The organism is Roseateles terrae, assembly GCF_014192155.1.
GTDB lineage: Bacteria > Pseudomonadota > Gammaproteobacteria > Burkholderiales > Burkholderiaceae_C > Roseateles > Roseateles terrae.
In genome coordinates, this window is the sequence record NZ_JACHXO010000002.1 from 199,891 (window position 1) to 226,594 (window position 26,704).

Here is a 26,704-nt window from a genome sequence, read left to right on the forward strand (position 1 = left end):
CACACCCGCTGTGGATAAACGGGTGTACAGGCTGCGCAGGGGTGCGGCAAGTTGTTGATTTGATGGGCGGTTTCTCTCGGTGCTTAAAAATGCGGCAGAAGCACAGCAGGATACGTTCCTTGGAAGCAATGTGGCTCTTCGCATCAACAAGCTGCTGTATAAGCAGTCGTTCGAGTGAAAGCCCACCGGCTCCAGCATTAGCCATGATCACGTTAAAAGAAGCACGCCAGCGTGTCGTTATTCAGCTGGGGAGACCCGAGTGGTTGTCTCCTGACGACGAATGGGTTGTGATCGACGAAGCGACCATTGAAAAACCTTGGGGATGGGTGTTCTTTTACACCTCGAAGCTTTGGCAAGAAACTGGTGAGGTTCAACACGCGGTCGGGGGCAACGCACCTCTTATCGTAGAGCGCAAAGCGGGACGCATCCTCGCGACAGGAACGGCATATGCAATTGAACACTACATCGCAAATTACGAGCGTTCCGGCAACCCCAATGGCTAGTCCAACCGTGCAGGGGACCGCCTGCAGCGGTCGCTGAAGTCAAACGTTCGGGCGTCACATGAAATTTCCGAAGTTGCTTCCACCGGCGATCTTGATGGCGAGCGCTTCCGTCGTTGGTGCTCCTGCGCCGCAAGCGAGCACGACTCCGCCGGTCGTCGCCAGTCAGGCCCCGGAGGTGAGCTATGCGCAACGAGTTCGCGCTGTGATTCTTCCGTACATCCTGTTCCCGAATGACGTTGAAGGAAACCCTGTCACGCAGATTCGAGTCACTACTCGCCCCACCGGGGAAGTGATCGACGCCGAGGTTGTCGTGAGTAGCGGTAGCGAAAGTTGGGATAAGTCGGTACGAAGGGCAGTACTGCGAGCGAATTGGATGCCTCAAGACGTTGATGGCAAGGTGCCACCGGTGCTCATCATCAGCTTCCGGCCGAAGCCTTGATCGCGCTTCGGAATCTGCCCACTTCCACGTCTGGCGCCTCAATGGATCATCACGAATTCCGTCACGCATCCTTGCTGGGAGCCTATGACAACCACGACGAGTACCAACTTGGAACCACTCTCATCTGGGTGGACTTCGAGAACATAGCGCAGCGCCACGCTGCGACTGAATTCGCCCACCAGGAATTCCCTGCCGTGTGGGCCGCCATTCCGGCCGCAATCGCCGAGGCACGCAGAATTTTGCGCTCTCAAGCCCCGGAGTTCTGGCGGTCACATGAGGAGGCGGGAACCTCTGAAGAACTCCTTGCTGTCTGGGGCATTCGGATCAATCCGACCGCGCGCAATGCGACCTACCATGTCAGCACGAACTATGACTTCGAGTCTCCATACGAAGAGCAACTCCCTTCGTTTCCTGATGACGTTTGTGTCTTCGTGCAGCGGGGCCACGACGGTGTTATTGGCCCAAGATCCTAAGGTCCTGAGACAGTTGGCACCTCGCCATTTACTGCAGCGGACAGCTGCACCTTGCGCTGGGCGCCGCCATTAGGCAGCTGAACGCGCGACCTTCTCGCCGCAATCTTCGCGTTTAGAGGAATGATCGGGTCGGGGGGACTGGTTCACTGCTGCTGCGCCAATCCGATGGCGTGGTAAGCAAAGCCGGCGCCGGGCGCCCTGCTTGCCGTACACAGCACCTCGCTCAAGCTATTGGCTGGTTGGCCCGCAGTGATAGACCCGGCGCTTGACCGTCTGGCGGTGGATCGGTCCCTTGATCACCGTAACGACACCCTCTACCTCATACAGAATCTTGCAGGGACGGACCATGTGTTCCCGCAGGTTCCGGCAGTCGCCCAGATCGATTTCCCATGTGCCGGTCTCTTCGTCGTCCCGATCAACACTCGCGAGGATCCGTTCCCGCAACTGGTCGTAGCTAGTGATGTTGTAGGACTCGCCCCAACCGTCCCCAAAGTGGGCCGTCAGCCTCCCTTGCTGGTCCGCAAACATCCAGGCCCTGCCGTTGGCCTCAACCTGCCACTCGCGCTCCTGTTGCTGTGCCAACTGCTCTTGAGCCAGCTCCCGTACTTCCAGCAGTTCATCCTCATATTGTTGCGCCTGCTCCTGCGTGTCAAAACCACGGCTGGTATTCAGGCTGGTCACCCACTTACCTTTCAAGTCACCCCATGGCGCTGTGCTCTTGGTCACCACTCGCTGAACGATCCCTCCTGCCGTGGAAAGGGAATCGGTGGGCCGCTCCAGTCCCGTCAAGGCCACTGGAGGGGCATTTGCGGCGCCGCCCGTTAAGGAGGCCAGCTCACGCCGCTGGGCGATCATGCGCGGTGAACTGTCCACCTCCGATTGAATGCCGCTAGCGGGGTGCCGAAACCCTCTCAATTGCGACCCCTCCGCCCCAAGTGCCGCGCCGCGTGCATTCACCTGCGTCGTGTCGTTGGCTCGTTCCCTCATCACTTTGACTCCTTGCCTCTTCCATACGAGGGAAGAACGCCGCCACGTTAGACAAGTGCGAAATTGGGCGCCATCAGCCAACGACCGATTTGCGGGTTCAGAATGACTGATCGAAGGGCGGATGCATGTGTACGCAAATTTCCCCGCCAGTTGTGGTCCGGCCACGCTGGCGGGCACCGCTGCACAAGCCGTATCGGCCCACCTTGATGGCAGACGACTCGATGACATCCCGACTGCCATAGATGGGGCAGCAGATTTTCAGCACTACTGTTGAGCTGAGCAGGCGGCCGCTGAAGCACGCCGCGCAGGCAGGCCATGGCTCATGGCCGCCCATCAGCAATCGCGCCGCCTCCTCAGCTGAACGACCGCCACAACGCCGTCTCCACAAACCACGGATTCAGCAAACTCGCGTGCACCTGAATCGACACTTCGTCATCCAGCTCCTCCATCTCCGCCAGCAGTTTGTGACGCGAGCCGGAGTTGTCGAAGATGTAGGTGCGGTGCGCGGCCTGGCAGGCTTCCATCAGCAGGTCGATCGATTCCCGATAGCGCTTGCGGACCTTCTCCTCGGGCACCGGATGCCCGCCCTGCAGCACGCGTCGCTTCACCCGGTCCAGGTTGATTTCCGGATCGTCCGTCGCAACGAAGTACAGGTAGACGCGATAGCCCTGCGCACGCGCTTCCTTCATGAATTCGACCTTGTCCGGGGAGGACATGACCGTCTCGAAGGTGAAGGTATGCCCTTCCGCCAGCAATTCGCGCCGGATGGCGTCCGCCAGCACCGAAGCGAGGTAGGAATCGTGCGGGCCGGGCACATACAAATGCAGGGACTTGTCGACCCGCAGCGTGCCCACGAGCCGGTCCAGGCCCAGCTTCTTCGCAAATCCGGAACTCGACAGGTGGCGCTCGAAGTGCTTTTGCACCACCGACGCCTTGGCGATGATCCCCAGCCGCTTCAGATCCAGCACGCCCTGGCTCTCTTTGAGCGCCTTTTCAATCTCGTCCGCGTTGACGAACACGCCGATCCATTCGGGCCGAAGCTCTTTCTGGATCGTGCTCTTGCCCGACCCATTCGGCCCGGCGAGCACCCGCAAACGAGGTTGCGCAGGCCGCGGCGGCTTGGGCGTCAAACTCACTTGACCCGCTTCAGCACCAATCCCGGCTTGACGCGCTTGCCCAGCGGCAGTTCCTTGAGCACGATGGACGACCCATCCGCCCGGCGCTCCACCAGCTGGCCCTGGCTGGTCTTCACCACCACACCCCCGGTGCGGATCAGCGTGGTCTTGTAGGCCTCATGACCGGAACGGGAGGCCAGTTCGGGAATGCGCCGCTCCGCCAGTTGCATTGCGCGCTCGGTGAGGGGCCTGCTGGAACGGGTAGACATGTAGGTCCTGGGATCTCCAATGACGGAGAGTTTATCAGGGCGATGCCGGGGCCGCCCGCCCTTACCCTGCTTCCCACCTGCCCAACATTCCCCGTCCGGGTAGGTTTTGGCGGATGTGTTGGCCGCAAACTGCGTCAGCCGTAACTCATGATTTCAAGGCCCTCTCAAGGCTTGTGAGCGTCATGGGCCGCCCGTCTAATCCGCGCCGATCAGGAACCAAGCAGTTGATGATGGCGCGATGGTGGAACACCCCGGCAGCCCTGCGAACCGCAGCGGGTGCCACGCTGCTGACCCTGTTGGCCTCGCTGGCGGGATGTGGTGACGACAAGTCGCCCTCCGGCCCGACCGAGCAGCCAGCCGGCCAGCCCACAGCCTCCCCGGCCGATTCGGGAACGGGATCGTCCGCCACCGTACCAGCCGGCCGCTACGTGCTGGCCCTGGCCAGCAACGGTCAGTGCGTCACCGGCGCCGCCTCGGGCACCGGAGCCGGAACGCTGGCGCTGGCCGACTGCACCACCGGCACACGCCAGGCCTTCGACCTCACCGTGAATACCGACGGCACCTCCCGCCTCACCCAGGTCAGCACCGGGCTGGCTCTCGACCTCACCGCCATGTCCACCGCGGACGGTGCGTCGCTCCAGCTCTGGGCTGCCAACGACAGCACCGCGCAGCGCTTCACCCTCAGTCGCATTCAGGGCCATCTGTTCAGCCTGGTGAATGCGGGCAGCGGCAAGTGCATCTCGGTGCAGGGCGCATCGCTGCAGCAGACGAGCTGTACCGCACAAGCAGCGCAACTGTTCGTGCTGTATCCGCAGTCGACTTCCTCCGCCACGGCGACCCGCGCGCTGCTGCCGTATGGGCGCTTCAGCATTCAGTCCAGCCACTCCGGCCTGTGTCTGGATCTCGCCGGCACTGGGCTGTCCGAGGGCGACCGCGTGGTGCAGGCCGCCTGCACCGGCGCCGACCGGCAGCGCTTCGACCTGACCCTGGCCAGCGACGGCGGCTACCGCCTGCGCAATGTCGCCAGCGGCAAGCTGCTGGACGTGGTGGGCGCCGCGATGGTCGAAGGAACCGCCGTGCAGCAGTGGACCGACACGGACGGCGGCAACCAGCACTTCCTGCCCGTGGCCACCGGATCCACCGTACAACTGAAGGCGCAGCACAGCGGGCAATGCCTGGATCTCACCGCCGAGCGGACTGACGTCGGCGCGCCGATCCAGCAGTGGTCCTGCGGCCCGGACAAGGCCAATCAGCAGTGGCGCATCCTCACGACGGACAACCAGGTGTGGACGCCGGTGCTCCCGCCCACCACGGAGGGTGCCTCTGGCGGGGATGGCGGCACCGGCGGTGGATCTGGCGGCGGATCCGGCGGCGGGGGTGGAGGCAGCGGTGGTGGCACCACCCCGCCCGGTACCGGCACGTCCGGCCCCACTCCGACCACCGCGCTCACCCTGCCGCTGGAACTGCTCGGCGCCGGCCTCCCCAGCGCCCCGGTCGTGGCCACGGCCAACCTGACGCTCGACGCCAACGGCATCGCCGCCGCCAGCGAGCTGTGGATGCGCTGCCACCGCTGCGGCTTCTTCGGCCCGCCCGAATTCGAGGCGACCACGGAGACCCCCGCCCGCATCAAGGGCAGCCTGCGGGTGCTCGGTGGCGTCAGCGAAGCGAATGCTGCCAATCTCCCCTGGATCGACATCACCGACGCCACCATGACGCTGGCCGACGCGGAGCGGGTGCAAGGCGGCCTGCAGCGTGGCGGCCTCTACACCGTGCGCATGGCCCTCAAGCTGGATGCCGACACCAAGGCGCGGCTGGTCAGCGGCGTGAATCTGGTGCAGTTCCGCTTCAACGGCAGCGATGGGGAATCCAACGGCTACCGCATCATCGACCTGCAACTGCGCAACGCCCAAGGCGTGAGCCTGGCCACCAATCCGGTCCAGCGCGCGGACATCCAGGCCGAGAAACTGGCCGGCCGCACCTGGACGGCGGACGTCGCCGCCGGTGAAGCCCTGTGGAAGCAGCAGGACAAGCTGCTGAAATCCACCCTCGCCAACCGCCCCATTCATGCGGCGTGCGCGTCCTGCCACGCGTCGGATGGGCGTGACCTTCAGTACTTCAACTATTCCAACAATTCGATCGTGCAGCGCTCGCGCTTCCACGGTTTGAGCGAAGGCGAAGGGCGGCAGATCTCCGCGTACCTGCGCTATGCCCTGCAGAACCTGCCGCATGTGGCGCAGGCCGCGCCGTGGAATCCGCCCTATCAGCCGGGTCCGGGCCTCGACAGCCGCCCCATCGCGGAATGGTCGGCCGGTGCGGGCCTGGATGCGGTGGTGGACAGTCCCAGCCAGGCCGTGAAGGCGCTGTTCGGCAAGCCGCTGGACAACACGGCGCTGGCCCTGACCCAGGCCGACATCGACAAGGTGATGGACGCCACCGCGACGCTGAATGCGCGTGAAGTGGCCATGCCGATCCAGTTCCCGGACTGGAACTCCTATCTGCCGGCGATGCATCCCATGGACATCTGGCCGACCGGCGCCAATACCGCGGGCTCTTTCACCGGCGGCGCGACCTTTGCAGGGAATGGACGGCTGGATCCGTTGGGCACGTCCAAGCGCATCGCAGCCTGGTTCGAGTCGCACAGGTCCTCCACCTTCGGCGACTGGAGCCACCTCACCCCGGCCCAGCGCAACGAGATCCAGAGCATGATCCAGCCCTACGGCTTCGAGGTCTATGCCTTCCTGGGCGGTGGGCGTGGCAATCACATCGCCAGCAATGGCCAGTACGGCGCGCAGGTGGGCGCCGCCCAGTTGCAGAAGTTGGCCTCGTCCACCCGCATGGCCAGCGAGCCGGCAGCGTTCACCACGAACGCCTTCATTGAACGGGTGGTGGGCAGCCTGCTGCAGTGGAACCTGGTGCAGCAATGGGAATGGGCCCAGCGCTACGGGCTGGAAGGCGACCAGCGCTGGTTCATCGGTGACTACGACGCCACCACCAAGACCTGGACCGGCCGGGGCGAAGCGCGCGGCTGGCCGTTCAATACCGTGAGCGCCTTCTACCTGGCGCCGCACATGGTCTACCAGAGCGACGTCGACAGCAGTGGCAAGGTAACCCGCGAATGGATCCTCGCCTGGGAAACCGGCAACAAAGCCGGCTCCTATTACCGGACCAATGCCTGGTACCAGGCACAGGTGACGATCAACCCCGGCGCGCAGGGGGACTGGGTCAATTACTCGGTGGACTGGCCCTACCTCACCGGCTTTGACCAATACCTCTCGGAACTGCTGGGCAGTGCCACGCCGGCCCAGGCCACCGCCTCGATGCTCAGCGACATCCGCCTGCTGCAGGCCCGGATCAAGTCGGCGCAGTTCGTCAACAACCGCATCCCGCTGTATGTGGCCAGCGACACCCGCTCGATCATCGACAACCGCGGCCGCTTCAGTCGCGCCCAGGTGCTCAAGCATCTGGCGCCGTCCAACTTCATGGAGACCGCCACCACTCAGGGCAACGGCGGCACGCCGTTCGTGAAGCTGGACCAGTTGCAGGCTGGCCTCTACCTGAAGGTGCTCAACGGGGCGTTCCGGCAGTTCAACCAGGTCTATGCCACCACCGATCCGGCGGCTTGGCGCCGCTGTGATCCGAACAACATGGACCTCGGCGAGCCCGAGCCCACCGCTGGTTTTGCGTTCTGCCTGGACCGCAGCAAGCGGTCGCTCGTGGCCCTGTCCGGCGGGCTGTATGCGATGAACTCGGAGAACTACCGCACCACCGCCGAACAGAAGCTGCAGTTCTCCGTCTGGAAGGGCAACCGGCTGGGCGTGGAGGCTTCGCGGGTGAACACCCTCAACGACTGGGTGCAACGCGCCTGGCCTTGAGCCCTTCGCAGGCGTCGCGGCCCGTGCCGCGGCGCCCGTCTCACTCCCCGGGCGAGCCGCCCTTTTCCAAGCAGGAGTTCCCGATGACTGTTTCCCGTCGCCAGTTCCTTGGCAGTGCCGCCGCCGGAGTCGCGGCCACCACGCTGCCGCTGTCCCCGGTCCGGGCCGCCAGCCCGGTCGGCGATGTGGTGGGCAAGATCACGGTCGGCTACCAGGGCTGGTTTGCCTGCCGGGGTGATGGCTCACCGATCAACGCCTGGTGGCACTGGTCGCAGGACTGGTCCCGCACGCCCTCTCCCACCAACCGCGCCATCATCAGCTGGCCCGACATGCGGGACTACCCCGCCACCTATGCCAGCGGCTTCGCGCGTCTGGGCAACGGTTCCCCCGCCACGCTGTTCTCGTCCTACGACAGTTCCACAGTGAACCTGCACTTCAAGTGGATGCAGCAGAACGGCTGCGACACCGCCGCCCTGCAGCGCTTCAATCCCAACGGCGGCGAAGGCGCAACCCGCGATGCCATGGCGCTCAAGGTGCGGCAGGCGGCAGAGACCTATGACCGCAAGTTCTACATCATGTATGACGTCACCAGCTGGGCGTCCATGCAATCCGAGATCAAGGCCGACTGGCTGAACAAGATGTCGGCGCTGACCACCTCGGGTGCCTACGCCCGGCAGAACGGCCGTCCCGTGGTGGGCATCTGGGGCTTCGGCTTCAACGACAGCAACCGGGACTGGTCGCCCGCCGCCTGTCTGGATGTGATCCAGTGGTTCAAGGCCCAGGGCTGCTATGTGATGGGGGGCGTCCCCACGTACTGGCGGGAAGGCAAAAACGACTCGCGCGCCGGCTTCCTGGATGTTTATCGCGCCTTCAATATGCTGTCCCCGTGGATGGTGGGCCGCATCGGCGATGCCGCCGGATCGGACGCGTTCTATCAGAACCTCCACCTGCCCGACCAGCTCGATTGCAATGCCCACGGCATTGACTACCAGCCCTGTGTGATGCCGGGTGATCTCAGCGCCGGCCACCGTGCCCACGGCGACTTCATGTGGCGCCAGTTCTACAACCTGGTCCGGGCCGGGGCTCAGGGGCTCTACATCTCGATGTTCGACGAGTACAACGAGGCGAATCAGATTGCCAAGACGGCAGAGAGCGCGGCCTTCCTGCCGACCAATGCCGCCATGAAGGCGCTGGACGAAGACGGCGTGGCCTGCAGTGCCGATTACTACCTGCGCCTGACTGCCGACGGCGGCCGCATGCTCAAGGGCCAGTGGCCGCTCACGCCCATGCGCCCCACGGTGCCGATGCCAGGCAAGGCCAATCCGCAGGCCACGCTGGTGGTGGCCCTGCGGGCCCGCGCCAGCGGCTTTTACCTGTGTGCCGAGAAAGCCGGCGCCCTCCCCCTGATCGCCAATCGGGCTGCAGCAGGCGGGTGGGAACGCTTCCAGGTGCTGGATGCCGGCAGCGGACGGGTGGCGCTGCGCTCACTGGCCAACAACAAGCTGGTGTGCGCTGAGGACAGCGGCACACAGGCGCTGATCGCCAATCGTGATGCGATTGGGCCATGGGAAAGCTTCCAGCTGGTGCGCACGACGGAGGGCGGCATCGCGTTGCTGTCCCAGGCGAACCAGCGTTATGTCACAACGGATCTGGGCGGTTCGTCGCCGGTGATCGCCTCACGCGCGTCTGCGGGGCTCACCGAGTCGTTTGATCTGGTGCCGTTGGCGTAACGTGGGGGCTGGCGGCTGCCACGTCCGCACAGCTCAGCCACAGGCGCAGGTCGAATTCCAGCTGGGAATAGTCCGGCGCCATGTGGTGGCAGAGCTGATAGAACGCCTTGTCGTGGTCCAGATGCTTCAGATGCGCCAGCTCATGCACCACGATCATCTTCAGGAAGTCCGCCGGCGCCTCCTTGAACAGCGTCGCCACGCGGATCTCGCGCCGGGCTTTCAGCCGGTTCCCCTGCTTCGTCGTCGCCCGCGTGTGCGTGCCCAGCGCATGCTGCACCACCTTGAGCTTGGCGTCATAACAGACCCGGGACAGCGGGTCCGCATTGCGCAGATAGCGTTGCTTCAGGGCCTGGGTGTAGTCGAACAGGGCCTTGTCGCTGCGCACTTCGTGCGGCTCGGGATATTTACGGGCCAGCATCGGCGCCAGTTCGCCGCGGTCCAGCAGGGTCTGCGCCTGCGCCACCAGGGCCGGCGGGTAGCCCTGCAGATACTTCATCGTCATCCGGGCATGATATCGACATGGACGAGACGACCCTCCCCCAGGCCTTCCGCGTCACCCTGCTGCCGCAGCAATGGACCTTCGACGCCTCGCCGGACCAGACGCTGTTGCTGGCCGGCCTCGCCGCCGGCATCCGCCTGCCCCATTCCTGCCGTAACGGCACCTGCCGCGCCTGCATCACGCAGATGACGGCCGGCGACATCCAGTACCGCATCGAATGGCCCGGCCTTTCGCGGGAGGAGAAGCAGGAGGGATGGATCCTCCCCTGCGTGGCGCAGCCGCGGTCCGATATCACACTCGATGCCCCAGCCGCTACGCACATCGTCAACGCTCCTCGCCCCGTCGTTCTGCAAGCGCCCCGTCCGCCAGACCCGATGGCATCGGACCGGGACGCCGATGTTCGTGTATCGACGTGAAAAAGACACAACTGGCGTGACACGCGGGTGACAGCGCGCGTTCCGCGCGGCGCAATTCACAAAGCATCCCCTTCCCCCTCTATCGCGATGCCCCCGAAAGGGTGAGGATCGCGGCAGAAGACCGTGGACCGTCCCGGGTCCTGACAAGAAGGAAAAAAGAGATGTTCAACCTCAATGCATGGCGCTTGCGCACTCGTGTGCTGGCCGGTTTTGCTCTGGTGATCGTGCTGATGGCGGTGGCGTCCACCGTCGGCGTGGTGCGCGTATCGATGCTGCATCAGCGTATTGAGCGCCTGGTGGAAGTGGACATGCGCACGCTGGAGCTGTCCCGCCAGTGGGCTGGCATGACCGAAGGCAACATCCAGCGCCGCATCGTGCAGATGGTGATGGAGGATGAAACCTTCGTGAAGGCCTTCACCGCCCGCTCCAAGGAGCTGTCCGCCAAGATCGACGCGGTCCAGAAGGAACTGGACGAAAGCATCAAGGAACCGGAAGGTGCCCGCCTGATCGACAAGATCGGTGAAGCCCGCAAGGCCTACCAGGAAGCCCGCGATGTGCTGGTGAAGGAGAAGGCCGCCGGTAACGACATCAAGGCCGCCGCGGCCACGAAGCTGATTCCGGCGATGAATGCCTATCTGGAGAGCATCGACGTCTTCGCTGAGCACACCCGCAAGCTGCTGCAGGCCGCTCGCGAAGAAGCGCAGGCCGAGGCTCAGTCCACCCGCACCCTGGTCATCACCCTGATGGTCATTGCCAGCGTGCTCGGCGTGATGATCGCCCTGGTGATCACCCGCTCGGTGACCGAGCCGCTGCAGGAAGCCCAGACGCTGAGCCAGGCGATTGCCGACGGCGACCTGCGCCAGACCCGTGACGTGCAGGGCAGCGACGAGATGGCGCAGCTCAACCGCTCGCTGCTGGAGATGCAGCAGCGCCTGGCGGCCACCATCGCGGGCGTGCGCACGGCGGCGGACGAAGTGCGTCACGCCTCCACCGAAATCGCCACTGGCAATGCCGACCTGTCCAACCGGACTGAGCAGGCCGCCAGCAGTCTGGAAGAAACCGGCGCCGCGATGGCGCAGCTGAGCGAAGGTGTGAAGCTCAATGCCGAAGCCGCGCGCGAAGCGGACAGCCTGGCGAAGACCGCCTCGGACGTCGCCGGCCGCGGGGGCGCGATGGTGCAACAGGTGATCAGCACGATGAACGACATCCAGCAGTCGTCCAACAAGATTGCCGACATCATCGGTGTCATCGACGGTATTGCCTTCCAGACCAACATCCTGGCGCTGAACGCGGCGGTGGAAGCGGCGCGCGCGGGCGAGCAGGGCCGCGGCTTTGCGGTGGTGGCCGGTGAGGTGCGCTCGCTGGCGCAGCGCAGCGCCGAGGCGGCCAAGGAGATCAAGACCCTCATCTCCGCCTCGGTGGAGCGGGTGGACGGCGGTAGCCGGCTGGTGGGAGAAACCGGCGACACCATGCGTGATGTGGTGTCCAGCGTGCAGCGGGTGACGCGCATCATTGGCGAGATTTCGTCGTCCAGCGCGTCGCAGGCGTTGACGCTGGGGGAAATCGGCCAGGCGGTGACGCAGCTGGATCAGATGACGCAGCAGAACGCAGCACTGGTGGAGCAGTCGGCTGCAGCCGCGGAAAGCCTGCGCGATCAGTCCGCGCAGCTGGTGCAGGCGGTCGCGAGCTTCAAGCTGAACTGAGGCGGATCAATGGCCGCGTCAGACCGACTGCCAGCAGGCGCCCGGTCTAGTGATCCGTCGATTCAATGATCCGTCGATTCGATGATCCGTCGATTCGGTGATTCGGTGATTCGGTGATTCGGTCAGCCGACCATCCATCGCAATCTCCGGCGTTGAAGGGCCCCGCCTCGGCGGGGCCTTTGTCATAGTGGCGCGACGTCCCGCATGGCCGCGGCCAGGGCAGTCTTGCCAGACTCGGTCAGGCCGTCGATGGCGCCTTGCCGATCGGCCGTGGTGTGGTGCTGATTGAGCTTGCGCTTGCCCTCCAGCCGGGTCACCTGGATCTCGATGCCGACAATGTGCTGCAGCAGCTCGTCGATGTAGTCGGCCGGGGCGTCGCCCATCTTCCAGGGCACCGGCTGGCTGGCTTCGTGGTGCCGCGTGAGCCGCGCCAGCACGCCGCGCAGGAACTTCGCATCCTCACGGCCCACCATGCGGCCATGCGCATGGACCGCTTCGTAATTCCACGTCGGCACCCGCCGGTGCGTCTCCTGCTTGCCGGGATACCAGTTGGGAGAGATATAGCCGTCCACGCTGCGGAACACCACCATCACTTCCTGCCCGTTGGGCCCCGTCTGCCAGACCGGATTGGCGCGGGCCACATGGGCCAGCAGCACAGTCGGCTGGCCGGGGGTGGCGTCCAGCAGGAAGGGGATGTGGTTCGCGTCCAGGCCGCCCGATCCCTGCGTGACCAGCACGCCCAGCGGCTGGGCCTGAAGGATGCGGTGGAGTTCGTCCTCGCGGGTTTCGGCGTAGGGCTGCGGGATGTACATCGGCGTCCGTATTCTTTGCAGAAGGGGTTCAGTGGAAGAGGCTCAGCGGTAGTGGCTCAGCGGTGGTGACTCAGCGGTGGTGACTCAGCGGTGGTGGCTCAACGAAGGGCACTTGCCGAAAGGCGCTCAACGAAACGCACTCAGCGCCTGTTTGCCCTCGGGCGACAGGAAGCGCTGGATGGCGGCCAGCGGCACTTCCACGTCTTCGGCGCACGGCGTCATGGCATAGGGCGCTGAAGTTTCAAACACGAGCTTGCCCGGTTCCGCGTGAATGGAGGAAGCGCTCCAGCTGATCGCGTCCTTGCATTCGGCCAGATCCGGGCCGGCGTTGGCCTTCTCGTAGGTCCTCATCAGCAATCGCCACAGGGCGGAGGTGTCGATGATCTCCTTGCGGTATTCCGGCAACAGCCACGTGGACACTTCCACCGCCTCGCCGCTGTCCATGCGATACGTGCTGCTGTTGCTGCCGTGCCATGGATGGGCGCCTCCGCAGTACCCCTCGGCATAGGTCTTCACCACCACATAGCTGTCGTTCCACGCGAGCACGGTCTGATCAATGGCGGACTCCCAACCGGCGTCCTTGCCGCTCTCCTGCAAGCCGATCGACTTGCAGTCCAGATGCCCCGCGATCGCATCCAGGGCCTTTTTGCGCAGACTGGCGTTGACCGTCTCGATGCCGACGCCGTTGCCGGACAGTCGCACCGCGCGCGTCCCCCCCGTCTGCGAGCCGAAGCTCAAGATGTCGAATCGGCGGTTCTGGACACTGTTGCGCTTGTCCACGCTGGGCTTGAGAGCGGCGATCCGTGCCGCCTGATACTGGTCGATCTCGCTGGGGGTGGCCACCACCGGCAGCCGACGCGATCCATCCAGCGAGCGCCACTCTCCTCGCAAGCCGTCTGCCTGGCAGCTGAGACGCAGTAGCCCCGTCGGCTTGCCCTTCTCGTCCGTCTCCTGCCATTCGTCGCCCCCCGACTCCTGCTTCAGGAACAGGTCTCCCAGGGAGGTACGGTAGTAATAACGACCCACACGACGGACATCGTTTGACGCGCCATCCAGTGCGATGGAGATCGGGGTGCCACCGAGCGTACCGACCCAGACGCCGTCCGGGCATGCCCCTTCGGCGTGAGCGGCCGGAGCGGACAGGGACAATACGGCGGCCATCGCCGCTGTGAGGAAGGAGGACAGTGCAACCATGTCCGGGACTGTAGCGGCTCTGACGCCGGCGTCACTCCCCCTGAGGCGTGCCCCAGGGGGCGGGAGGCAACGACCCCGCGGATGCATCCGCGCATCGCTGCACGGGCGTGTTGGCGGTGCGCCTCAGCCCGGCATCACGCCGGGCCCCGCCGGTACACAGGCCAGCGCGATGCTGATCCACACGCCGACGCTGAAATAGGGCGTCAGCCACATCGCATCGGCCTTCCAGGCGTCCCAACTGCCACTGTGAACCCGCCGCTCCCAGGCATCTCGGGCGCCATGATGCAGCGGCATGTAGGTCAGCCCGGTCGCACGCCCCTGCTGATACCGCCGCCAATACATCGGCACATCCACCCGCAGCACATAGGTCACAAAGCATGCCGCGCCCAGCATGCCGAACACCGCCAGCGCCTGCACCCAGCTGCTGCTGTTGAGCGCAATCACTCCGAGGAGCGCGGCCATCCACGAGAAGCCGGCCGCCCACAGGGACGACTCCACCGCCTGGGTGATGTGATTGAGGGTGAGCACGCTGTGCCAGCAGAACGCCTGGGCGACGGTCATGAAGACCGGAATGGACCAGGCCGCTTTCTGCACCCAGGGCAAGCCGGCCTGACCGGCGAGCTGGTGCACGATCAGCCCCAGCTGCATCGCAAAGCAGATCTCGGCCACCGTGGCCGCGCTTCGGCCCAGGAAGATGCTGGACAGCCGGGTGTCCACCACGACCAGGCGTTCCAGGTCCACCCGCGGGAAGACCGATCGATACGCACACACCAGCACATAGACACCGGACAAAGCCAGGTGAATCTGCGCATAGGGGTTGTGGACCGGCCCCAGGTTCAACACCAGCAGCCACAGGCCGATGTTGAGCACCGCCAGGGCGCGCAGACCGCGCCACCAGGACAGGAGCTGCCCATCCGCATGCACCTGCGGTAGCGGAAGGAGATGACGAATTGATGACATGACGCCAAAGCCTACCCGTGCGGGTCTCACAGGAAAAGGCCAGGCAGCAAAAAGGCCTGCAGATGCAGGCCTTTGCACAGGGAAGTGTGATCCGTCGGAACTACGAAGAGTTCTTTCGGACTACGCCCCGGAGAACTCGGAGACGCGCGGACGCCACAACGAACCCATGAACCGCAAGCCGTTCGCGGCGACTGCAAAAGCCGCCACGCCCGCCTCAGCGCAGGGGTCACTCCTTCGTGCCGAAGATCTTGTCGCCTGCGTCGCCCAGGCCCGGGATGATGTAGCCCTGCTCGTTCAGGTGGGAGTCGATGGCGGCGGTCCAGCAGCGCACGTCCGGATGCGCCTTGTTCAGAGCCGCGACACCTTCCGGTGCAGCGACCAGCACCAGCGCGCGGATGTCCTGGCAGCCGCGCTTCTTCAGCAGATCGACGGTCGCGATCATCGAGCCGGCAGTGGCCAGCATCGGATCCACGATCAGGGCGGTGCGCGATTCCAGCTTGCCCACGAACTTCTCGAAGTAGTTCACCGGCTGCAGGGTTTCATGGTCGCGGGCCAGACCCACAACGCTCACCTTGGCGTTGGGCATCATGTCCAGCACACCGTCCAGCATGCCCAACCCCGCACGCAGGATGGGCACCACGGTGACCTTGCGTCCGGCAATCTGGTCCACCTCGACCGGGCCGCACCAGCCGTCGATGGTGGTCTTTTCCAGCGGGAAGTCGGCGGTGGCCTCGTAGGCCAGCAGACGGGCCACTTCGCCGGTCAGCTCGCGAAACTTCTTGGTGGACATGTCAGCCTCCCGCATCAAGCCGATCTTGTGCTTGACCAGGGGGTGTTTGACTTCAATGACGGGCATGTCGGGGCGCTCTTGGGGAGGAAATGACCGGATTATCTCCGGGCTGGCGGTCCAGGCTGGCGGTCCCGGCTGCGGTCAGGGTGCGCTCAGGGCTTGCGCTGGCGCAGCGCCTCGTACAGGCACACCCCAGCCGCGACCGACACATTCAGGCTTTCGACCGCGCCTTGCATCGGGATGCGCACCAGTTCGTCGCAGGTCTTGGCGGTCAGCTGGCGCATGCCGTCGCCCTCGGCGCCCAGCACCAAGGCCACTGGCCCTTTCAGGTCGAGGTCGTACAGGGTCTTGTCGGCTTGGTCGGAGGTGCCGATCACCCAGATGTCGCGTTCCTTCAGCTCGTTCAGGGTACGGGCGAGGTTGGTGACCATCAGGTAAGGCACAGTTTCCGCCGCACCGCTGGCCACCTTGGCGACGGTGGCATTCAGGCCGACCGCATGGTCCTTGGGGGCGACCACCGCATGGGCGCCCGCGCCGTCGGCCACCCGCAGGCAGGCGCCGAGGTTGTGCGGATCGGTCACGCCATCCAGCACCAGCACGAGCGGCGGACCTTCCACCCCGTCCAGCACGTCATCCAGCGAGTGATGCTGGGCCACCGGCCGCACCCGGGCCACCACGCCCTGGTGACGATGGTTGCCGGACAGCTTGTGCAGCCGTTCGTCGTCGCTCTCGACCAGCCGGGCGCCCGCGGCTTCAGCCTTCTCAAGGAAGGCGCGCATGCGCTGGTCCTTGCGGGTGGCGTCGAAAAGGATCTCCTGCACCGAATCGGCGGCGGTCTTCAGCCGGACGGTGATGGCATGGAAGCCGAACAGGATCTGGGTCTTGCCGCCGGCTGCCGGGGCGTCGGTGCCGCCGGCCTTGGGTGTTCTGGATGCGCTCATGCCCCGATTGTCGCCGGTCTCAGAACCAGCCCAGCGCCTTGGCCCCCATCAGGGCGCCGATCAACACCGGCTGGTGCAGCATGTAGTAGGAGAGCGACCACTGGCCCAGCACGCCCAGCGGCTTCAGCACCCAGGGCAGCGGACGTTGCAGAAGCGCCTGCACCGCCTGGGTGCGCATCAGGGCGCAGCCCCACAGCATCGGACCGAGCCAGGGCAGCAGCGGCACATAGTCTTCGGTCAGCGGCTTGTGCGTGACCAGACCCACCCAATTGGTGGTGCGGGCATCAAAGAAGGGGTGGGCGACCCACAACGGCAGGAGCACCGCCACCAGCCCCAGCAGCACCAGCCAGCGGTTGGACAGCCGGGAGAAACCAAAGCGGACCAGGATGAGCATCAGCGCCATGCCATGCAGCACGCCGAAGCTGATGAAGGAACGGGGAAACATCACCCACGATCCGAGGGACACCAGCAGCGCGCAGACCATGATCTGCCCCCAGCGGCGCCAGAAGCGCTCAGCGGTCTGCCCCTGGGCGAGGGCCACCGCCTGACCCATGCCGGCGCACAGCAGGAAGAGGCTGACGATGGCACTGCGCTGCCAGGTCCAGACCGGGTCGCGATAGAAGTCCTGGTGGATGAGGCGGAAGAACGCCAGATCGAAGCAGAAGTGGAAAACGGTCATCCACACCATGGCGACGCCCCGCAGGGCATCCAGACGGGCATAACGCGGCGTGGCGGACGCTGGCGCCGCGCGCGAACCAGCGACGGGGTCAGGGCTTGCAATGGGAGTAGGAACCGGCGCATTCATCGGGCCGCAGTCTACCCAACGCGGGCGCACCGAAGCGCCGCGGCACCGTTCGATTGGGGGGCCCGGACGGTCCGGGCTTCGACCCAATTTGTGGGGGCAAAGCTGACAAATGCTTGCAGGGCGCCGCGGCAAATGCAAACAAGTGTGCGATTGAGGGGCGGAGGTGACCTCGCGAACACTGGGGGATCGAATTCACTCAACGTAATCCCGTGAACGTCACCCCTACCCACACCGAGCTTCACCGATTCGCCAGCCGCACCGTCCCACAGTCCCAGGGCGGCTCTCCAGAGCGCGCTTTCGCTGGCGCTGTTCCCCGCGAGCCCCGATTGGGCGCGCGGGTTCCGGCACGCGCCCTGGTTGGCGCCTGCTGGGTCTTCGGGACGCTGAGCCTGGCGGCCTGTGGCGGCGGTTCGACGCCGCCGCCCCCACCCACCCAGACGGAGATCATCGTCGCGGACGGCAAGCCCTGCGCGGTGGCTTCGGCCACGCCCGCGTCGGGTGCCACCGGCGTTCTGGTCAACATCGAGCCGTCGGTGGTCTACACCGGCCCCGGGCCGGATGTCGGCCCCTGCGGTATCCGCCTGACCGATGCCGCTGGGGCGACGGTGCCCACCCGCACCCTCGTCTCCAATCAGGCAGCCGATCCGGACGGCGGCGTCATCGGCACGCACACGCTGCAGCCGTTGGAGGACCTCACCCCCGATTCGGCATACAGCGTCTACCGCGGCACTGAACGCCTGTACAGCTTTACCACGGGCCGGCAGAAGGCGGGCGTCCCGGTATCGGTGACGGACCAGCCCGCGGGGATGAAGGGCATCCCGGCCAACGTCATCATCCAGCCGGCGCAGATCAACAATCTGCTGGAGGCCCTGGCCCTGCAACTGGTCAATGACAAAGCCATCCTGGCCAAACTCGTGGACGAAGTGCTGAGCGTGGAGCTGCCAAAGCTTGCGCGTCCGGGCGCCCAGTACGCGGTCCGCCTTCAGAAGATGACCTATACCAGCAGCGTCTCCGAGGGCTACCCGGTGACGCTGAGCGGACTGGTGGCGCTTCCTGTGAATGCAGACGGATCACCACTCGACTATTCCCGCATGCCGGTGCTGATCAGCCAGCGAGGCGCGCAGGACGGCACCGCAGCCGCACCGTCATCGGCCAGCCAGGTCGGTTTGATTCCCGCCCTGCTGGGCGCTGGCAAGGGGCATATCGTCCTCTCACCGGACCTGATCGGCGTGGGCGATTCGGCGCCCCGCGAGCAGGCCTATCTCGTGTCCAAGGACACCGCGGCCCAGACGCGAGACATGCTGGTGGCCCTGCGCGAGCATTTGGCGCAGCAGTACGGCGCGACCGCGTCTCAGGACTTGCGCATCGTCGGTTCGTCCCAGGGCGGCCATTCCGTCATGGCTTCCCTGCCCTATCTGACGCCGCTGGCGTCCGTCAAGCTGGTGAACACGCTGGCGGGCCCGTTCAATGTGGACCGCACCTTCAACGGCGCCATCCTGGCTATTGCGGGTGAGCCGCGCGACGCCTACGCAGCCCATGAGAATCTGGCCCTGGCGCCCCAGCGCCTGCGGGCGTCGCTGGACGCACTGATGGACTATCAGAGCTACCGTTACGACGAGGCCAAGATCTTTGACGCCAATGGCGGACTGCGCGCCGACTTTCTGACGGACTACCAGGCCGGCAAGTACAACGCCCTGCGCGCCCACTGGCGGGTGAACAGCATGACGAGCAACTCCCAGGTCTACAACGCGCCGCAGGCCAAGGTGGTGATGTACCACTTCAGCACGGACGCCCTGGTGCCAGCGCAGAACACGGCGGACATGGTGGCCCGCCTGCGGGCGGGCGGGAGCAGCCTGGCCTCGGTGACCCAGGCCGACTGCCGCGAGAAGTCCGTGTTGACCGAGCTGGTCCTGAAGTTCTCGGAGAGTCCGCTGAAGACCCACACGATCTGCGCGGTCTACCAATACAACGATCTCGTGGGCGACCTGTAACCGGCTCAAACGGGATGCTTAGCGAGGACCGAGCGGGCCACGCAGACTGTGCGGGCCACGCAGACCGTGCGGGCCACGCAGACCGTGCGATCAGCGCGGCGTGAGCAGCTGCTGCACCCGCTGGCGGTGCAGCCCTTGCACGGCCGGCAGCAGCGCACCCAGCGCGTGAAAATCCAGGGACTGCAGGGAACTGGTGATGTCACCGACCAGGTCCCTGGCCTCCTCGGCGTTGGTCACCGCCGGTGTTGTTGCCTGCAGTGAGGACTGCAGCGCTGGTGCCGGCGGCTGCGCCATCCGAGGCGCCAAGTGGTGGACCTTCTGCGCCCCCATTTGCGCGCCCGTCAGCGGGTCCTTCTGATGGCCCATCTGTGGGCCCATCTGCGGATCAGCCCCTAGTCCCACCTGCTGCACCAATTGTTGTCCCAACGTCTGCCGCGCCTGCGCCAACCGCGGCTCGGCCTGCAGCAGTTGTCCCAGTGCCTCCCGCTGGCCCTTCACATCCTGCAGGTTCCAACGCTGCGGCTGCAGGGCCTCGGGGGCCGGCTCCAGCATCGCGCGCACTGGCTGTCCACTCGGGAAGCGCTTGCCTTCACCGCGCACCGTCAGGCCATCCCGCAGCGCGGGCCACTGGGCCTCCGCCATCTGGAAGATGATGTCCTGGCCCTGCACCACCACTTCGAGCCCGGCAGGTGCCAGCGCTTTGGCGAGCACCTGCAACTGTTCCTGGGTTCCCTCCCCTTGCAGCGTCACCGCCAGTTGCACCGGCTTGGGGCTGGTGCCTTCGCCTTGCGGCACGGCCTGGCCGGGCAATTGCAGGCGCAGGGTTTCGCGACCGGGCTGCTGCAGCACCGCCAGATCCAGACCGCGCAGCTTGAATCGCTGACGGGCGCTGGCGTCCGGGCTTGCGGCCGCCTGCAGCTGTGCATCCACCCGACCGGCGGCAGCCTCCGGACGCTGGGACCACAGCTGGCGCAATTGCTCCACCTGCTGGTTCAGCGATTCAGAAGGTGCCGTGCGGCGGGCCAGCGTGTCGCTCAGTCCACTCTTGATCTGCTGGACGGACGAGGCCAGCCGATCCAGGTAATCCAACCCCTGCTGCAGGCGCCCGAGGCGTTGCTGCTGACCCGGTTGGCGGGAGATGGGCAAGTCGGCCCCAGCGCGCAGCACGGTGGCGCTGTCGGTAGCCGAGGCGCTTGTTGTGTCGGCAACGCTTGGCGCGCCGGTCGCCGTCCCGGTAGGGACTGTGCTCGCTCCTCGCGTGCCCGGCGCATTCAGGCTGAAGTCTGCGCTCTGCCTCGCGCTAACGGCCCCGCCCGGATGGACGCTCAAACTGCCGTTTGAAGCGGCACTCGCGCCAGCGCTGGAACCAGCGCCGTAACCAGCGCCAGAACCAGCGCCCGGGGCAGCCCCAGCCACACCGGACGCAGCACCGGAGGCACCGCTGCGCGGCAGCAGTGGCGAAGGGGTCGGGGCGAGCAGGGAGGCCATGAGGGCGACTCAGGAAATGGCGTCGAACAGGCTCAGCGCGCTGACCTTGGCGTAGGCCTTCTGCGTGGCCTGCAACGCGAGGGTGTAGCTGTTGAGCCGGGTCGCGGCCTCGCCGTAATCGATCTGGCCGATGTCCAGCGCCGCCTGCTGATTGGAGAGGCTGACTGAGGCATGGTTGCTGTCCAGCGTCTCCAGGATGTTCTGGCGACCGCCAAGCTGGCCGATCTTGCCGGACACCGCATTCAGCGTCTGATCCAGCGCCGTGATCATGGCGGTCACATTGGCATGCGCCCCTTCCGCCGTCACGCCAGGCGCGCCAAGTTGTCCGGTCAGTGCATTGAGCTGCTGCAGAAAGCCGCCCATCGTCTCCAGCGTCACATTGGCGGAAACGGTCATGTTGTCCGCCACGGCCACCTGTTGCGTCTGCAGATTGCCCTGGAAGGCGTAGGTGGCGTCGACGGTGGGCTGATCGCTGGCGGTGCCGGAGAACAGATAGCGCCCTTCCGCATTCTTGCTGTTGGCCAGGAACAGCAGGCTGTCATGCAGGGTCTTGAGCGACCCGGACATCGCATTCAGGTCGTCGCCGGTATTGCCTGCGTCGGCCGCCCAGACCAGCAGATCGCGGGTGGCCTGCAGATCGTCCTTGATGCTGTCGAGTGTCACTTCGCTGGTCTTGAGCCGGCTCTGCAGGGCACCGATGTTGTCGCGATACTGCGTCAGCGAGGCCTCCTCCCGCGAGAGGCGGGCCAGGCGCAGCGTGGCGATGCTGTCGTCGGACGGCTTGAGCACCCGCTTGCCGGACGCCATCTGCTGCATCACATGCGTCAGGCCTTCATTGGCGGCCTGCAGCGCGCTGTTCATCGTGGTGTGGTACTGATTGCTGGCGATACGCATGAGAGTCTCCCGAATCAACCCAGCATGGCCAGGGTGCTGTCGAACAACTGATTGGCCACGGCCACCACCTTCATGTTGGCCTGATACATCTGCTGGTATTGCATCAGGCTGATGGCTTCTTCGTCGGTATTGACACCGCTGCTGGACTTCCAGTTTTCTTCTGCCTGGTCCCGCACCGTGGTGGCGGTGGTTTGGGAGGCCTGGTTCAGGCTGCTGGCCACACCGAGCTTGCCCACCAACTGGGTGAACACGTCGCCGAGCACCACATTGCTCGTGCCGGTGGCGGCGCCCTGGGTGTCGAAGGTGGTCATGGTCAGCGTCTTGTTTTTCAGGCCGACCAGGGCTGTCAGGTTGCCGCTGTCGCCGCTGACGGTGGCGCTGCTGGAAAAGGCCAGATTCGCGGCGGACAGCCCCGTCAGCTTGAGCCGGCCGGACGTGGTGTCGAACAGCGGCTGCCCGGGCGTGGCCGCGGGGGGCGCAAAGCCGGCAGCCAGCTGCGTATTGAAGGCATTGCCCAGGCCCAGCGCCAGTTCGGAGACGGTGGTCGCCATCGGCGTCAACACCTGTTTCTGCAGGTCGGCCAAACCGCCGAGTTGCCCCCCCAGGCCCACGTCGGAAAAGGTGAACTGGGTACTGGCAAAGCGGATCTTGAGCTGGTCGGGGCCGTCGGTCGTCACGGTGGCTGCGTCCGCCCCGACCACCAGCGGCTGGCCGCCCTTGAGTGAAATGCTCTTGGCGCCATCCGGCGTCTCCACCACCTGCAGGCTCACCAGCTCGGACAGCGCCTTGATCTTTTCGTCGCGAGCGTCCTGCAGGCCAGCGTCATTGACGCCGGCGCTGCGGCCGGCGGAGATCTGCTTGTTCAGCAGCGCGATGTCTGCGGTCAGCGTATTGACTTGGCTCACCACCCCGTCCCGCTGGGAGGCGATGGCGGTCTGCTGATTGGCGAACAGTTGCTGCAGGCTGTCAAAACGCTTGACCAGACCATCGGCGGCGGTGATCACCGCTTCGCGCAGCGGGCCGGATTCGGGCTGCACGCTGGCGGCGTTCAGTGCGGCGAAGAACTGGTCAATGCCCTCATTGATATTGGCGGTGTCGTCCGACATCACCTGTTCCAGCTGAGTCAGATAAGCCTGGCCGGCCTTGTACTGCCCGAGGTTGCTGGTCGCCTGCCAGAGCTGCAGATTCTTGTAGCCATCCGAGAAGCGCAACAGGGCCGACACCTGCACGCCGGCGCCGCCGCGGGGGGTCTCCAGAGACCCCAGCAGCACGCCCTGGCGGGTATAGCCTGGCGTCATCGCATTGGCGACGTTCTGGCTGGTGGCGTTCAGGGCTGCCTGGGCGGCCAGGGCACCGGTCAGGCCATTCAGGATGATGCTCATGGCTGGGATGAAGGCAGTTGGGTGGAAAAGGTGACGGCATCACCGCATATCCCGGCAAGGGGATTGCGGACGGTCACTGCTCCTTCGGAGAAGGCGACCGGGCAGTGCCTTCACTTAAATGCGGCAACACCTGTTTGAGCATCAGGTCGGCGATGCCGAAGGCGCGTTGCTGGGCTAGGGCATCGGCGACCAGTCCGTCGGCCAGGTCCAGCATGTCCTGGTTGACCCGCTGGCTCTCGGCGCTGTCTTCGTCGGCCAGGGCCCGGGCGCCGGAGCGCATCTGGCTGATCATCTGCTTGATGAAAAAGGCCTCGAACTTCACGGCGGCGTCGGTGGCCTGGGCCTTGACCCGGGCTTCGGGATCAGGCGCAGCGTCGAGCGGCAACGGCGTGCTTTGCGGCAGATCGATCATGGCGGTGTCCGTCCTCAAATGACCTGAAGCTCGCCTTCGATGGCACCGGCCTGATCGAGGGCCTGGAGGATGGCCATCAGATCGTCCGGATTGGCACCGATGCTGTTGACCATATCCACGATCGACTGCAGGGAGGTTCCCGCGGGCCACCGGAACATACGACCGTCGCCCTGATCCACCCGCACCTGGGACTGCGGCACGACCTGCGTCTTCCCCTGGCTGAGCGGATTGGGCTGACTCACTTGCGGCGTTTCACTGATCACCACCTTGAGCGACCCATGCGACACCGCCGCGGCCCGCACTTTCACACCATCGGCGATGACCACGGTGCCGGTGCGCGAATTGAAGATCACGCGCGGCAGGGGTGCGGCGGCGTCCACGCTCATGCCTTCCAGCCGGGCCACGAAGGCGACCCGTTCCGTTGCCGATGCGGGTGCGCGCACCGTGACGCTGGTGCCATCGCGGGTGGCGGCCGTTTCAGCGCCGAAGCGTTCATTCACAGCATTGACGATCTTGGTGGCGGTCTCAAAGCTCGGGCGCTTCAGGTTCAGCACCACTTCGGGCCGCGTACTGAAGTCCGACTCGATTTCCCGCTCGATGCTGGCGCCATTGGGCACCCGACCCGCCGTGGGCGTGTTGACGGTGACGCTCGATCCGCTCTGCCCCTGCGCATTCAGGCCAGTCACCACCAGATTGCCTTGAGCCAGCGCATACACCTCGCCGTCCGCAGCATGCAGCTCGGTCAGCAGCAGCGTACCGCCACGCAGGCTTTTGGCGTCGCCCAATGACGACACCGTCACATCGATGGTCTGCCCGCGCCGATAGCCACTGGGAAACGCTGCACTGACCATGACCGCGGCCACATTGCGCGACTTGGCCTCAGTCCGTTCCGGCAGCTTCACACCGAATTGCTTCAGCAGATTGCCCACCGACTGCCCGGCGAACTTCACCTGGGTGCTGTCGCCGCTGCCATTCAGGCCGACCACCAGCCCATAGCCGAGCAACTGGTTCTCGCGCACGCCTTCCACATTCACCAGTTGGCGAATGGATTGCGCGGCCTGCGCGCTCAAATTGCAGGCCAGCAGCACCATGCACAACAGAATTCGTTTCATCCCTGTCTCCAAAAACGACAGCACTCTCATGACTCAGCCCGTCGCAGGCGGTCGCAATCCCGACAACTCACCGTATGCAGCGCTCACCCAGCCAAACCTTAGTCCGCACGACACCTCGACGCCCGTGCATCTGCCACGACTGCCCAGGTCTTGATGCGGGACAGGGATCGCCGCGCGCACAGAGGAAGCGGCATCCCGAGGGCTCGCCCCGCACACAGAGGAAGCGGCATCTCGAGGACTCCCCCAGTCACCACGTCAAAGAAGTATTTCTCCCCTCCCACCAACAAGCTCGGTGGTGGTGGGAGGGAGGGGATTGGGGCCCTGTTTCCGTAAGTATTAGGAATGAATGACCGGCGGAGCCGGGCAGAAGGGACATGGAGGAAACAGGGCCCCAATCCCCTCCCTCAGCGCTCCACCCCAACACCCCCCAAAAAACACCTACGAAGCGCCCCCCAAATCAAATCGGTGCCCAAGGCGACACAAACCACCTCGACAACCACCCCGGCGTATTCGCATCCGCCAGCGCCCCTCTTCCGCTGTAAAGGATTCGGGCATTAGCCACCCGCTGCGAGGACACCCGGTTCTCGCTGTCCACATCGGCGGGCCTCACGTATCCCGCGACCCGCACCAGCTCTTCGCCTTGATTCAACGTGAGGCTCTTTTCCCCCGCCACCCGCAGCAACCCGTTCCCCATCACTTCCTGCACGACCACCGTAATGGCCCCTTGCAGCGTGTTGTGCTGCGAGCTGGCCGCGCTGCCATTGAAGCCCCGCTCGGCGCCCAATCCATACGCCCGGGTTTTTCCATTCAGATCGAGGTTGAAGCCGGCGCTGCTGTCCTTGCCCATTTGGGTATCGGCCTTCTTCGACGCCTGGGTGGCTTCTTCCAGCACCACCGTCAACACATCCCCCGAGCGAAACGCCCGCGTATCCGCAATCAGACTGGCGCTTCGCCCGGCCACGAACACCCCGCCCCCGGCAGGCCGGGGCGTCGCGGCAATCGGCAACGGCACTGACCCGGGATCATTGCTGGGCCACTGCGGCGGCTCGATCGCGCTACAGGCCGACAACAGCACCAGCACCGCGCCAGCGGCCCCCATCAGCAGTGTGCGAGCGGCTGCCATGATCAGCGCGCCGCCTGCGCCAGCACCTGAAGCATGTTGTCCGCAGCGGACAGCACCTTCGTGTTCATCTCATAGGTGCGCTGAGCGGCGATCATGTCCACCATCTCTTCCACCACCTGCACATTCGAGCCTTCCAGCGCCCCCTGCTTCAGCGTGCCCAGACCGTTTTCCCCTGGCACTCCTTCGGTCGGCGTCCCACTGGCCACCGACTCCTGGAACAGGTTGTCGCCCAGCGCCATCAGCCCGGCCGGATTCAGGAAATTCGTCAACCGCAACTGGCCCAGTTCCGTCGGCGTCGCACTGCCCGCCACCCGCGCCGTCACCACGCCGTTCTCGCCAATGGTGACGGCCGTTGCATTCGCCGGCACCGTGATCTCCGGCTGAATTCGCAGCCCATGTGCATTCACCAGTCGTCCATCGGCATTGATCTGCAGCTGGCCGGCCCGGGTGTAGGCCGCGCGGCCATCCGGCCCTTCCACCTGCAGGAAACCATTGCCGACGATCGCCACATCCAGGCTCTGCCCGGTGGACTGCAGGCTGCCATTGGTGAACACCTTCTGCGTGCCCACCAGCCGAGTGCCATTGCCCAGCTGCACGCCGGTCGGCGCGGCGGTGCCGTCTGAAGCCTGCGCGCCCGGCTGCCGTTCCACCTGATAGAACAGGTCTTCAAACATCACCCGGTCGCGCTTGAAGCCCACCGTGTTCACGTTCGCGAGGTTGTTGGCAATGGCCTGCAGCTTGGCATCCTGGGCCTGCACGCCGGTCTTGCTGATCCACATGGCTGGGTTCATGAA

25 protein-coding genes are annotated in these 26,704 nt (G+C 65.3%); 8 read left to right on the forward strand and 17 right to left on the reverse strand.

The features are described from left to right. Positions 1-203: 203 nt before the first annotated feature. The 3 genes from FHS28_RS07320 (at position 204) to FHS28_RS07330 (ending at position 1,415) form a co-directional block, all read left to right on the forward strand. On the forward strand, positions 204-503 hold the full coding sequence (locus FHS28_RS07320) for a YrhB domain-containing protein (protein WP_184294338.1): 300 nt from the start codon (positions 204-206) through the stop codon (positions 501-503). Positions 504-597: 94 nt separating this feature from the next. Then, positions 598-942, forward strand: coding sequence for an energy transducer TonB (locus tag FHS28_RS24740; protein ID WP_375140727.1), 345 nt, complete (start codon positions 598-600; stop codon positions 940-942). A gap of 41 nt (positions 943-983) precedes the next feature. Next, positions 984-1,415 (forward strand): hypothetical protein, encoded by a 432-nt coding sequence (locus FHS28_RS07330; RefSeq protein ID WP_088449969.1) that lies wholly within the window; start codon positions 984-986, stop codon positions 1,413-1,415. Positions 1,416-1,643: 228 nt separating this feature from the next. On the opposite strand, the gene FHS28_RS07335 is transcribed toward FHS28_RS07330, so the two are convergent. The 3 genes from FHS28_RS07335 to FHS28_RS07345 form a co-directional block, all read right to left on the reverse strand. After that, positions 1,644-2,402, reverse strand: a complete 759-nt coding sequence (locus FHS28_RS07335) for a hypothetical protein (RefSeq protein WP_184294340.1) — start codon at positions 2,400-2,402, stop codon at positions 1,644-1,646. Positions 2,403-2,755: 353 nt separating this feature from the next. Next, complete coding sequence (locus FHS28_RS07340; RefSeq protein WP_310736756.1) at positions 2,756-3,538, reverse strand: ATPase; 783 nt, start codon at positions 3,536-3,538, stop codon at positions 2,756-2,758. Then, positions 3,535-3,786 carry a hypothetical protein gene (locus FHS28_RS07345; protein ID WP_246409721.1) on the reverse strand — a complete coding sequence of 84 codons (252 nt, stop codon included), beginning with the start codon at positions 3,784-3,786 and terminating at the stop codon, positions 3,535-3,537. Before FHS28_RS07345 ends, FHS28_RS07340 begins: the two co-directional genes overlap by 4 nt. Positions 3,787-3,968: 182 nt before the next feature. Between FHS28_RS07345 and FHS28_RS07350 the strand changes: the two genes are divergently transcribed. Both FHS28_RS07350 and FHS28_RS07355 read left to right on the forward strand, forming a co-directional pair. Continuing rightward, positions 3,969-7,658 (forward strand): RICIN domain-containing protein, encoded by a 3,690-nt coding sequence (locus FHS28_RS07350; RefSeq protein WP_221193804.1) that lies wholly within the window; start codon positions 3,969-3,971, stop codon positions 7,656-7,658. An 83-nt stretch (positions 7,659-7,741) separates the two neighbouring features. Next, positions 7,742-9,388: a lectin gene (locus tag FHS28_RS07355; protein ID WP_088449973.1), complete on the forward strand. Its 1,647-nt coding sequence runs from the start codon at positions 7,742-7,744 to the stop codon at positions 9,386-9,388. On the opposite strand, the gene FHS28_RS07360 is transcribed toward FHS28_RS07355, so the two are convergent. Beyond that, complete coding sequence (locus tag FHS28_RS07360) at positions 9,354-9,890, reverse strand: M48 metallopeptidase family protein (protein WP_088449974.1); 537 nt, start codon at positions 9,888-9,890, stop codon at positions 9,354-9,356. The two genes, FHS28_RS07355 and FHS28_RS07360, sit on opposite strands and share 35 nt — an antisense overlap. Positions 9,891-9,907: 17 nt before the next feature. Between FHS28_RS07360 and FHS28_RS07365 the strand changes: the two genes are divergently transcribed. Beyond that, the gene (locus FHS28_RS07365; protein WP_088449975.1) at positions 9,908-10,303 is read left to right on the forward strand and encodes a 2Fe-2S iron-sulfur cluster-binding protein; all 396 of its coding nucleotides are present in this window, start codon (positions 9,908-9,910) and stop codon (positions 10,301-10,303) included. A 161-nt stretch (positions 10,304-10,464) separates the two neighbouring features. Beyond that, the gene (locus FHS28_RS24575; RefSeq protein ID WP_088449976.1) at positions 10,465-12,006 is read left to right on the forward strand and encodes a methyl-accepting chemotaxis protein; all 1,542 of its coding nucleotides are present in this window, start codon (positions 10,465-10,467) and stop codon (positions 12,004-12,006) included. 182 nt (positions 12,007-12,188) lie between these two features. On the opposite strand, the gene FHS28_RS07375 is transcribed toward FHS28_RS24575, so the two are convergent. The 6 genes from FHS28_RS07375 to FHS28_RS07400 form a co-directional block, all read right to left on the reverse strand. Next, positions 12,189-12,818 (reverse strand): FMN-binding negative transcriptional regulator, encoded by a 630-nt coding sequence (locus tag FHS28_RS07375; protein WP_088449977.1) that lies wholly within the window; start codon positions 12,816-12,818, stop codon positions 12,189-12,191. Between the two features lie 126 nt (positions 12,819-12,944). After that, positions 12,945-14,012, reverse strand: coding sequence for a hypothetical protein (locus FHS28_RS07380; RefSeq protein ID WP_184294342.1), 1,068 nt, complete (start codon positions 14,010-14,012; stop codon positions 12,945-12,947). A gap of 123 nt (positions 14,013-14,135) precedes the next feature. Further along, positions 14,136-14,972, reverse strand: a complete 837-nt coding sequence (locus FHS28_RS07385; protein ID WP_184294344.1) for a hypothetical protein — start codon at positions 14,970-14,972, stop codon at positions 14,136-14,138. A gap of 226 nt (positions 14,973-15,198) precedes the next feature. Beyond that, positions 15,199-15,828: a uracil phosphoribosyltransferase gene (upp, locus tag FHS28_RS07390; protein WP_088449980.1), complete on the reverse strand. Its 630-nt coding sequence runs from the start codon at positions 15,826-15,828 to the stop codon at positions 15,199-15,201. An 86-nt stretch (positions 15,829-15,914) separates the two neighbouring features. Beyond that, positions 15,915-16,703, reverse strand: a complete 789-nt coding sequence (rlmB, locus tag FHS28_RS07395) for a 23S rRNA (guanosine(2251)-2'-O)-methyltransferase RlmB (RefSeq protein ID WP_088449981.1) — start codon at positions 16,701-16,703, stop codon at positions 15,915-15,917. Between the two features lie 19 nt (positions 16,704-16,722). Then, positions 16,723-17,508 (reverse strand): acetyltransferase domain-containing protein, encoded by a 786-nt coding sequence (locus tag FHS28_RS07400; RefSeq protein ID WP_088449982.1) that lies wholly within the window; start codon positions 17,506-17,508, stop codon positions 16,723-16,725. Positions 17,509-17,717: 209 nt separating this feature from the next. Here FHS28_RS07400 and FHS28_RS07405 point away from each other — a divergent pair, with 209 nt between their 5' ends. After that, the gene (locus FHS28_RS07405) at positions 17,718-19,499 is read left to right on the forward strand and encodes an alpha/beta hydrolase family protein (protein ID WP_184294346.1); all 1,782 of its coding nucleotides are present in this window, start codon (positions 17,718-17,720) and stop codon (positions 19,497-19,499) included. 90 nt (positions 19,500-19,589) lie between these two features. On the opposite strand, the gene FHS28_RS24580 is transcribed toward FHS28_RS07405, so the two are convergent. From FHS28_RS24580 to flgG, 7 genes are all read right to left on the reverse strand, one after another. Then, positions 19,590-20,645 (reverse strand): hypothetical protein, encoded by a 1,056-nt coding sequence (locus tag FHS28_RS24580; RefSeq protein WP_184294347.1) that lies wholly within the window; start codon positions 20,643-20,645, stop codon positions 19,590-19,592. A gap of 351 nt (positions 20,646-20,996) precedes the next feature. Continuing rightward, the gene (gene flgL, locus FHS28_RS07415; RefSeq protein WP_088449985.1) at positions 20,997-21,881 is read right to left on the reverse strand and encodes a flagellar hook-associated protein FlgL; all 885 of its coding nucleotides are present in this window, start codon (positions 21,879-21,881) and stop codon (positions 20,997-20,999) included. A gap of 14 nt (positions 21,882-21,895) precedes the next feature. After that, positions 21,896-23,263 carry a flagellar hook-associated protein FlgK gene (gene flgK / locus FHS28_RS07420; RefSeq protein WP_088449986.1) on the reverse strand — a complete coding sequence of 456 codons (1,368 nt, stop codon included), beginning with the start codon at positions 23,261-23,263 and terminating at the stop codon, positions 21,896-21,898. Positions 23,264-23,336: 73 nt separating this feature from the next. Further along, positions 23,337-23,675: a hypothetical protein gene (locus FHS28_RS07425; protein WP_088449987.1), complete on the reverse strand. Its 339-nt coding sequence runs from the start codon at positions 23,673-23,675 to the stop codon at positions 23,337-23,339. 14 nt (positions 23,676-23,689) lie between these two features. Next, complete coding sequence (locus FHS28_RS07430) at positions 23,690-24,787, reverse strand: flagellar basal body P-ring protein FlgI (protein ID WP_088449988.1); 1,098 nt, start codon at positions 24,785-24,787, stop codon at positions 23,690-23,692. A 457-nt stretch (positions 24,788-25,244) separates the two neighbouring features. Then, complete coding sequence (flgH, locus tag FHS28_RS07435; RefSeq protein ID WP_088449989.1) at positions 25,245-25,910, reverse strand: flagellar basal body L-ring protein FlgH; 666 nt, start codon at positions 25,908-25,910, stop codon at positions 25,245-25,247. Positions 25,911-25,912: 2 nt separating this feature from the next. Beyond that, positions 25,913-26,701: a flagellar basal-body rod protein FlgG gene (gene flgG, locus FHS28_RS07440; protein ID WP_184294349.1), complete on the reverse strand. Its 789-nt coding sequence runs from the start codon at positions 26,699-26,701 to the stop codon at positions 25,913-25,915. Between the last annotated feature and the right edge of the window lie 3 nt (positions 26,702-26,704).

Bases quoted from the DNA above. Each gene is read 5' to 3' on its own strand.
- FHS28_RS07355 (WP_088449973.1), top strand. From the start codon at position 7,742: ATGACTGTTTCCCGTCGCCAGTTCCTTGGCAGTGCCGCCGCCGGAGTC.
- FHS28_RS07360 (WP_088449974.1), bottom strand. From the start codon at position 9,890: ATGACGATGAAGTATCTGCAGGGCTACCCGCCGGCCCTGGTGGCGCAG.
- FHS28_RS07335 (WP_184294340.1), bottom strand. From the start codon at position 2,402: ATGAGGGAACGAGCCAACGACACGACGCAGGTGAATGCACGCGGCGCG.
- FHS28_RS07375 (WP_088449977.1), bottom strand. From the start codon at position 12,818: ATGTACATCCCGCAGCCCTACGCCGAAACCCGCGAGGACGAACTCCAC.
- FHS28_RS07385 (WP_184294344.1), bottom strand. From the start codon at position 14,972: ATGTCATCAATTCGTCATCTCCTTCCGCTACCGCAGGTGCATGCGGAT.
- FHS28_RS07380 (WP_184294342.1), bottom strand. From the start codon at position 14,012: ATGGTTGCACTGTCCTCCTTCCTCACAGCGGCGATGGCCGCCGTATTG.
- flgH (WP_088449989.1), bottom strand. From the start codon at position 25,910: ATGGCAGCCGCTCGCACACTGCTGATGGGGGCCGCTGGCGCGGTGCTG.
- rlmB (WP_088449981.1), bottom strand. From the start codon at position 16,703: ATGAGCGCATCCAGAACACCCAAGGCCGGCGGCACCGACGCCCCGGCA.
- FHS28_RS24575 (WP_088449976.1), top strand. From the start codon at position 10,465: ATGTTCAACCTCAATGCATGGCGCTTGCGCACTCGTGTGCTGGCCGGT.
- FHS28_RS07430 (WP_088449988.1), bottom strand. From the start codon at position 24,787: ATGAAACGAATTCTGTTGTGCATGGTGCTGCTGGCCTGCAATTTGAGC.
- flgL (WP_088449985.1), bottom strand. From the start codon at position 21,881: ATGCGTATCGCCAGCAATCAGTACCACACCACGATGAACAGCGCGCTG.
- FHS28_RS07350 (WP_221193804.1), top strand. From the start codon at position 3,969: ATGGGCCGCCCGTCTAATCCGCGCCGATCAGGAACCAAGCAGTTGATG.
- FHS28_RS07400 (WP_088449982.1), bottom strand. From the start codon at position 17,508: ATGAATGCGCCGGTTCCTACTCCCATTGCAAGCCCTGACCCCGTCGCT.
- flgG (WP_184294349.1), bottom strand. From the start codon at position 26,701: ATGAACCCAGCCATGTGGATCAGCAAGACCGGCGTGCAGGCCCAGGAT.
- FHS28_RS07345 (WP_246409721.1), bottom strand. From the start codon at position 3,786: ATGTCTACCCGTTCCAGCAGGCCCCTCACCGAGCGCGCAATGCAACTG.
- FHS28_RS07425 (WP_088449987.1), bottom strand. From the start codon at position 23,675: ATGATCGATCTGCCGCAAAGCACGCCGTTGCCGCTCGACGCTGCGCCT.
- FHS28_RS07320 (WP_184294338.1), top strand. From the start codon at position 204: ATGATCACGTTAAAAGAAGCACGCCAGCGTGTCGTTATTCAGCTGGGG.
- FHS28_RS24740 (WP_375140727.1), top strand. From the start codon at position 598: ATGGCGAGCGCTTCCGTCGTTGGTGCTCCTGCGCCGCAAGCGAGCACG.
- FHS28_RS07330 (WP_088449969.1), top strand. From the start codon at position 984: ATGGATCATCACGAATTCCGTCACGCATCCTTGCTGGGAGCCTATGAC.
- upp (WP_088449980.1), bottom strand. From the start codon at position 15,828: ATGCCCGTCATTGAAGTCAAACACCCCCTGGTCAAGCACAAGATCGGC.
- FHS28_RS07365 (WP_088449975.1), top strand. From the start codon at position 9,908: ATGGACGAGACGACCCTCCCCCAGGCCTTCCGCGTCACCCTGCTGCCG.
- flgK (WP_088449986.1), bottom strand. From the start codon at position 23,263: ATGAGCATCATCCTGAATGGCCTGACCGGTGCCCTGGCCGCCCAGGCA.